At 56.8% G+C, this 7,633-nt stretch carries 8 protein-coding genes and 1 pseudogene; 7 read left to right on the top strand and 2 right to left on the bottom strand.

The genetic code is table 11. The features are described 5' to 3' along the window. Positions 1–113: 113 nt before the first annotated feature. Together Q0C28_RS17530 and Q0C28_RS17525 are read left to right on the top strand one after the other, a co-directional pair. Positions 114–305, top strand: a pseudogene (locus Q0C28_RS17530) (hypothetical protein); the annotation flags it as partial. Then, positions 302–1,150, top strand: coding sequence for a C40 family peptidase (locus tag Q0C28_RS17525; RefSeq protein ID WP_293577744.1), 849 nt, complete (start codon positions 302–304; stop codon positions 1,148–1,150). The pseudogene Q0C28_RS17530 and the gene Q0C28_RS17525, both read left to right, overlap by 4 nt. Positions 1,151–1,197: 47 nt before the next feature. On the opposite strand, the gene Q0C28_RS17520 is transcribed toward Q0C28_RS17525, so the two are convergent. Continuing rightward, the gene (locus Q0C28_RS17520) at positions 1,198–1,542 is read right to left on the bottom strand and encodes a DUF2794 domain-containing protein (RefSeq protein ID WP_293577742.1); all 345 of its coding nucleotides are present in this window, start codon (positions 1,540–1,542) and stop codon (positions 1,198–1,200) included. 53 nt (positions 1,543–1,595) lie between these two features. Further along, on the bottom strand, positions 1,596–2,207 hold the full coding sequence (locus Q0C28_RS17515) for a TetR/AcrR family transcriptional regulator (RefSeq protein ID WP_293577746.1): 612 nt from the start codon (positions 2,205–2,207) through the stop codon (positions 1,596–1,598). A 216-nt stretch (positions 2,208–2,423) separates the two neighbouring features. On the opposite strand from Q0C28_RS17515, the gene Q0C28_RS17510 reads away from it, so the two are divergent. From Q0C28_RS17510 to Q0C28_RS17490, 5 genes are all read left to right on the top strand, one after another. Beyond that, positions 2,424–3,362 carry an AEC family transporter gene (locus tag Q0C28_RS17510; protein WP_293577740.1) on the top strand — a complete coding sequence of 313 codons (939 nt, stop codon included), beginning with the start codon at positions 2,424–2,426 and terminating at the stop codon, positions 3,360–3,362. A gap of 134 nt (positions 3,363–3,496) precedes the next feature. Then, positions 3,497–4,330, top strand: coding sequence for an S-formylglutathione hydrolase (fghA, locus tag Q0C28_RS17505; protein WP_293577738.1), 834 nt, complete (start codon positions 3,497–3,499; stop codon positions 4,328–4,330). Positions 4,331–4,333: 3 nt separating this feature from the next. Beyond that, on the top strand, positions 4,334–5,830 hold the full coding sequence (gene sthA / locus Q0C28_RS17500) for a Si-specific NAD(P)(+) transhydrogenase (protein WP_293577736.1): 1,497 nt from the start codon (positions 4,334–4,336) through the stop codon (positions 5,828–5,830). Further along, the gene (locus Q0C28_RS17495) at positions 5,827–6,285 is read left to right on the top strand and encodes a YaiI/YqxD family protein (protein ID WP_293577734.1); all 459 of its coding nucleotides are present in this window, start codon (positions 5,827–5,829) and stop codon (positions 6,283–6,285) included. The genes sthA and Q0C28_RS17495 overlap by 4 nt, the downstream gene beginning before the upstream one ends. A 143-nt stretch (positions 6,286–6,428) precedes the next feature. Next, entirely contained in the window at positions 6,429–7,391 is a 963-nt protein-coding gene (locus tag Q0C28_RS17490) for a DMT family transporter (protein ID WP_293577732.1), read from the top strand. The last annotated feature ends 242 nt before the right edge of the window (positions 7,392–7,633 follow it).

The raw sequence follows: 7,633 nt of genomic DNA, 5'->3' as shown, positions 1-7,633 counted from the left end.
CTTCTTCTTGAGCTTCGAGCTTAACGGCCCGCGCCCCGTTCGATTTTTGAATATTTAAGGTTCAAAAATCGCCCAGGACGCTACCAACTGGGGAAATTTCAAACGCCCCTTTTGGGGAGATTACATCCGGCACTTACATGCGCCGGTTTGCCGGGACCTGCCGATACATGCATTTTGATATCTATGGCTGGACACCATCTGCTGCGCCAGCGCGCCCCAAAGGCGGCGCATTGCAAGGTGCGCGGGCGCTATGCGACGCACTCGGTGAAATGCTTGATATCGACGCCAATGGCGACAGTGCATGACAGATACGCGCCGAACCCCTGCAAATGGTCGTGTGGCCGCGCACGACATGGTTCCGTTTCCTACAGGCCATAGGGCCGTTGAAGGCGCGCCATTCACTGTTTCAGTCCCTGTTGCAGATCTGCTGCGTCGGCCAGAGGGGCCGAGGGACAGGCAGCTGCTCTTAGGGGCAAATGTCCTGGTGTTTGAAACCGTGGGTGAGTGGTGTTTTGTGCAGGCTCTTGCCGATGATTATGTCGGCTATGTCGCAAGGTCCTGTCTGCACCCGACAAAGGAACCGGCAACGCATAGCGTCCAGACACCAGCAACCCATGCCTATGCAGAACCCAACATGAAGTCGCCTGATCTTCTGGCGCTGTCATTTGGTGCGCGCCTTCGTGTTATCGGTGAAAACGGGAGCTTTTTTCAAACCGAGCAAGGCTTTGTGCCGCGCGGGCATTTGCAACACTGCGACGATCACATGCAGGACCCGATCGCTGTTGCGGAACTGTTCCTTGGCACGCCGTATCTGTGGGGCGGAAACAGCCGTGCGGGCATAGATTGCTCGGGTTTGGTTCAGGCGGCTCTGTTGGCCTGCGGGATCCCGTGCCCGGGTGACAGCTACCAACAGGAGCAAGAGCTGGGCCGTGCGATTCCCCTTGGTGCCTGCCAGGTCCCAGACGATCTTCAGCGCGGCGATTTACTGTTTTGGAAGGGCCATGTGGCGCTGATGCACTCCGCAGACACTATGATTCATGCCAACGCTCATCACATGGCAGTTGTGCTGGAACCTGTCGACGCGGCCGTTGCCCGCATCCTTGACCAGGGCGACGGGCCTGTGACCTGCCACAGAAGACTGACCGAGTAAGAAAACTGGCCGACTAAACCGCCACGGGTGACGGCGATCATTTCAGATCAAGAAACCGACCGGATCAGTTTGCGTTCTAGGACCCGCAGCACAGTTTTGAGATCGTGCCCGCGCTTTAGCACCTGACCGTCCATACCAACCACCGCGTACTGCCCCTGGCGTCCGCGCAACTTCGGTCGTTTTTCAATCCGGTAGAGCGGGTTTTCCGCAGTCCTTCGAAACACTGAAAACACCGCGAAATCGCGCAGGGAAGAAATGCCGTAGTCCCGCCATTCGCCAGCCGCCACCATGCGCCCATAAAGAGAAAGGATCACCGACAGTTCTGTCCGGTGAAACGCCACCTGTTGGGGCGCAGCAGCCTGCTGGAAGGGTTCGATTTTATCAAAGCTCATAAGAACAAACTTGCCTCAATCAGGGACCAAATCAAGCCCCGTTGCGCAGATGGCTAGGCCTGATACCGCGCCAGAAAGATCTCGATTGCGTCGTCGATGACCCGTGTTCTTTCCGCATCCGTTATCTCAGAGGAGATATTGAACAGCAGCCGCAGGCAGAGGTCGGCTCTGCACAATTCCGCAAATTGATCTGCGGCGAGGTTCAGATCCGCGATCTGAAAGTGCCCGCGCTCCACCCCAGCGGCCAAATAATGCGTCAACTGTTTGCGAATGGTCATTGGGCCACTTTCGTAGAACCACCGCCCGAGATCCGGGAAACGCTCTGCCTCGGCCACGCTGATGCGGAACATCCGGATGCCAAAATCTGATAACATAACAGAAAGAATATGCGTTCCCGCAGCCCGCAGCGCAGCCCTCGGATCAGACAAACACGAAGAGAAATCCTGCACAACATCGGCCTGAACTGCACACCCATGTTTGGCCACCTCCATAAACAGCAGGCGTTTTTCAGGGAAATAACGATATAGAGTTGCTTTGGACACGCCTGCGGTGCGGGCGATGTCATCCACGCTGGCGCGTTCATAGCCATGCTGCATAAATATCTCACGAGCGCCCTGCAGCACCTGTTCGTATTTTCGACCTGTTTTCACCGCTGAAATTGCCAACCCATAAGATTTCACCCAGTTTGTTTGATGTACGTCCCGCTGCCGCGCGCTGCCTGCCAGAGCCAAGCAGGCCGTTTTGTCCACCCGTTACGAAACCACGGTCTTAGCGGTTGATATGCTTCACGGCCAATCACGTCTGCGCTGGAACAAAGAAGACCTGCCAGCGGCCAACATCTTGCTTTCCGCACCGTCGATTTCCGGCTACCAATTGCAGCAATGATCGAGATTTTTCTAAGAACACTCCCCTTCTTTGCGATTATCGGCCTTGGCTACTGGGCCGGGCGCAGCCGTTTCTTCAGCGAAGAGGCGACCGCCAATCTCACAAAATTTGTGTTCTACTTCCCCCTTTCGGCGATGATCTTTCGGTTTGCTGCCAATCTGTCATTTGCCGAAATCTTCGATCCTCGCTTGATCCTGGGGTACCTGCTGGGGACCTTGGCCGTTTACCTGCTGGCCACATTGGTTGCCGTTGTCCGCGGGCTGGATATGCAAACCGCCGCAGTCGAGGCGCAATGTGCAGCAATCGGAAATGTCGGCTTTCTTGGTTTGCCCATGATGGTGTTACTGTTCGGCGCCGCATCGGTGGGTCCGATGATGCTGGTACTAAGCGTCGACCTTGTGGTGTTTTCCTCGCTGATTGTCATTTTGATCAATGCGGGGCGCGGCTCCGGTTTGGGTATGACCACGTTAAAGCTGGTCGGACGTGGATTGCTGCACAATCCAATGATCCTCTCGATTTGCGCCGGATTGATCTGGTCAAGTCTCGCGCTGCCGATACCCGCGCCCGCAAATGCCTTCCTGGATCTACTAGGCGGTGCGGCCACACCCGGCGCGCTGTTTGCAATTGGTGCGTCACTTGCCTCCAAATCGGCGGAACGGATCCAGATTGCAAGCTGGCTGAGCTTTGCCAAATTGGTGCTGCATCCAGCATTGGTCGCCCTCTGCGTGCTGGTGATCATTCCGGTCGACCCATATGCGGCCGGTGTCGCTATTGCAGCTGCAGCTCTGCCTGTTGCCGGAAATGTCTATATGGTGGCCCAGCATTATGGTGTTGCCCCACATCGGGCATCTGCCGCGATCCTCGTCTCGACAAGCCTATCCATAGTCAGTCTGCCCATCGTGATCGCCTGGGTAAGCGCGCTTAGTCTTCAGTAATCGCGACACTGTGGCCTGCGTTTAACATTTTGCAAGTATATGTCGCAAAAACAGGGGGCACGGGCGCTCCATCACTGGACCCTGCCCGCCACCACAGGTAGCGATAGTGCACCACAACACAAAGGAGTCGCCTCATGGAAACGGTCTCGGAAAATGCTGCTTTTGGCGGCATACAGGGTGTTTATCGTCACGCCAGCAGCAGCACCAATTGCGACATGACCTTTGGACTTTTTCTGCCAGAAGAAGTGAAGGATGGGCCAGTGCCGATCCTGTGGTATCTCTCCGGCCTGACCTGCACGCATGAAAATGCGATGACCAAGGCGGGGGCGCAGTCCTGGTGTGCCGAACAGGGTATTGCCATCGTTTTCCCTGACACCTCTCCCCGTGGTGCAGGAGTTGCGGATGATGACGCCTATGACCTCGGCCAGGGCGCAGGTTTCTATGTGAACGCGACCCAGGATCCATGGGCGCCGCATTTCCAGATGTGGGACTACATCACCGAAGAGCTGCCAGCTCTCCTGGGAGAGCATTTTGCAATCGATCTCGACCGTCAGGCCATCACTGGTCATTCCATGGGCGGTCATGGTGCCTTGACCATGGCAATGAACCTGCCAGGGCGGTTCCGCTCTGTATCCGCATTTGCACCGATCTGTCATCCAACGGGCAGCGATTGGGGCCGCAAACAATTGAATGCCTATCTGGGCGATGACGAAAGCCGCTGGGCCACGCATGACGCATCGCTAATGATGCAGGAAAAAGGGTTTGATGGGCCCATTTTGGTCGATACCGGCACTGCAGACCAATTCCTGGATCTTTTGAAACCAGAAGCCCTTGCCCAAGCTGCTGCAGCCCGTCGTCAGCAGTCCACCCTGCGCATGCAGCCCGGCTATGATCACAGCTATTTCTTCGTTTCCACCTTCATGGAAGACCATGTCGCCTTCCATGCCGAAGCGCTCTATCAGGACTGATCCATGACAGACTTTGACTACGATCTTATCATCATCGGGTCGGGTCCCTCGGGACGTACGGCAGCAATTCAGGCGGCCAAGCTCAAACGCCGCGTTTTGGTCATCGATCGCAAGGACCGTTTGGGCGGCGTTTCTGTCCACACAGGCACCATTCCGTCCAAAACCCTGCGCGAAACTGTGCTGAACCTGACCGGCTGGCGCGAACGCAGCTTCTATGGCCGCAGCTACCGGGTCAAAGACACTATCAAAGCCGAGGATCTGAAGGCGCGGTTGCATATGACCCTCGACCATGAGGTTGACGTGCTTGAGCATCAGTTCAACCGCAACCACGTTGATACGCTCGCGGGGCTGGCCCATTTCGTTGGCCCCAATGCAGTCGAAGTCGAAACCGAAGCCGGTGACACGACCATCGTGACCAGCGAGAAGTTTCTGATCGCGACGGGCACGCGCACCTACCGGCCGGACTATGTGCCCTTTAATGGCACAACGGTTGTCGACGGGGACGAGTTCCTCGAAATGGCTGAAATCCCTCGCTCTTTGATCGTTGTTGGGGCCGGTGTCATCGGGGTGGAATATGCCACGATGTTTGCGGCGCTCGATGTGCGTGTCACGCTGGTCGAACCGCGTGAGACCTTCCTTGATTTCATCGACCGCACGCTGATCCAGGAATTCACGCATCAGATCCGTGAAAACGGTGTCGATCTGCGTCTGGGATCTGCGATCGAAGCCATCGAAGACGAAGGCGAACATATTGAGGTCACGCTGGAAAACGGCCGCCACGTTCGCGGTGAAATGCTGCTCTTTGCAGCGGGCCGTATGGGCAATACCGAAAAGCTGAACCTCAAGGCCGTCGGGCTGGAAACCGATCACCGTGGTCGTTTGTCGGTGAAGCGGTCCACCTATCAAACTGATGTGCCTTATATCTATGCAACTGGCGACGTGATTGGCCACCCATCGCTCGCCTCCACTTCCTTGCAACAGGGGCGCGTTGCTGCCTGTCACGCAATGGAGGTTCCCACCGTTCCCGAGAGCCCATGGTACCCCTATGGCATTTATTCCGTTCCGGAAATGTCTACCTGCGGCATGTCAGAGGAAGAGTTGAAGCAACGAGGCGTCCCTTATGAAGTGGGCATCGCGCGCTTCCGCGAAACCTCTCGTGGGCATATTATGGGGTTGGAACACGGCATGCTGAAAATGCTGTTTTCCTTGAAAACCCGTCGTGTCCTGGGGGTGCAGATCGTTGGCGAAGGCGCGACAGAGCTGATCCACATTGCCCAGGCGGTGCTGAACCTGCAAGGTACGGTGGATTACTTTGTCCAAAACACCTTCAACTACCCGACTTTGGCGGAGGCCTACAAAATCGCGGGGCTGGACGCCTTCAATCGGATGCCCATCCCGGACGAATACAAAATGATGGCCGCGCCGAAAGATGCCGCAGACAAATCAGGCAAGTCGGCTAAGGCAGATGCATCGGGTGCGACAGAAACCGCTGCAGAATGACTGCGCTTTACATCGACGCGGATGCCTGCCCGGTCAAAGCGGAGGCCGAACGTGTTGCCACCCGTCACGGGTGGCGCATGTTTGTGGTTTCAAACGGCGGATTGCGCCCCTCCCAGAACCCGCTGGTTGAAACAGTGATTGTCGCGGAAGGCCCGGATGTCGCGGACATGTGGATCGCGGACAGATGTGGCCCTGGTGACGTTGTGGTCACTGGCGATATTCCTCTGGCCTCGAAATGTCTCGACGCTGGGGCGCAGGTTTTGCGCCACAACGGCGAGCGCTTTACCAAAGCCAATATCGGACAACAGCTGGCCATGCGCGATCTGATGGCAGATCTGCGCGCAGCAAACCCGCTCGGAACACAGGGCGGTGGCAAGAGCTTCGGAAAAGCGGATCGGGCGCGGTTTCTGGATGCTCTGGAAAGGGAAATCCGAGCCGCAAAATCAGCACGCTGACCCCAACACAACAGAAACCGTGTTCGGATCATCCCTGCTGCGGGGCCATATCGGCATGATGCGCCAGTTTTACATGGTTACCCATTGCTCACAAACACGTTCTACGCGAGACATTCTGTGGTCATAGAGTAAAGGCGCCGGATATGTCCGATGCGATAAGGTTCAAACTGATCGGTATTCTGGCAGCCGTTGGCGCCGCGCTGTCGTTTTCAGTGATTGATGTCATCACCAAATTCCTGTCCGGTGACTACCCTCTCTATCAGGTCGTGATGCTGCGCTCTATCGTTGCCATGACCGTCTTGCTCAGCGTGATCATTCCGCTGGAGGGCGGCTATCGTATTTTACGCACCCGTCAGCCTGGGCTGCACATGCTGCGCTGCCTGGCTGTTCTGTTCGCCAACCTGTGTTTCTTTACCGGGCTGTCGGTCATGCCCATTGCAGAGGCTGTGGCGATTGCGTTTGCAACCCCATTGGTGGTGACCACGTTGTCAGTGGTGTTCTTGAAAGAACGGGTCGGACCATGGCGCTGGCTGGCTGTGGTCGTTGGGTTCCTTGGCATCCTGATCATCATGCGGCCCGGACCGGGCACGTTTCAGGCGGCTGCTTTGCTGCCGTTTCTCGGCGCCTGTGGCTATGCAACACTGCATGTGCTGACCCGGCAAGCGGGCGGAAAGGACAAGGCCGCAACACTATCCTTCTATCCAACGCTCGGTTTCCTCGTCGTCAGCGCCGTGGCAGGTTTGGCCACGGGCGATGGTCGTTACGCCACGCCAGACAGTGCTGTGACAAGCTTTGTGCTGCGGGCCTGGTCCTGGCCGACCACAGATGACTGGCTCCTGTTCCTGATCTTGGGTTTGGCAGGCTCTACCGGCGGCTATCTGGTCAGTCAGGCCTATCGGCAATGCGAAGCGGGGTTGGTGGCACCGTTCGAATATATCGCCATGCCGATGGCGGTGTTTTGGGGTGTGATGGTTTTTGATGAATGGCCGGAACTGCCTGTATGGGTTGGATCTGCCTTGATCGTTGGCGCAGGTCTGGTGTCGCTATGGCGCGAAACGCGGCCCAACCGCACCACCACACGCCCGCGCCCCAGGTCCATGGGGTGATAGGTGATGGGTGATATGGGGTGATGGACAGGGGCAACTGGCCCAGGCGTAACAGACCTATAGGCAACCGCAGCCCGAACAGGTTTTGCACAGACGAATAGGTTATACTTAGCGTCATCGAACTTCCGAGTTTTGATGAGTTGACGTCATGCGTGAAAACGGTTCAGTTAGGCTCATGATCCGCCCCGGTTTTCTTACCCCTTCAGAGCGTCGAGAGCTTGAGGCTTGCGTGCGCAGTCATC

The organism is Phaeobacter sp. (assembly GCF_022825805.1).
Classification (GTDB): Bacteria; Pseudomonadota; Alphaproteobacteria; order Rhodobacterales; family Rhodobacteraceae; genus Phaeobacter.
The sequence above is the reverse complement of the archived record's forward strand: the minus strand, read 5'-3'. Positions and strand labels throughout refer to the sequence as shown.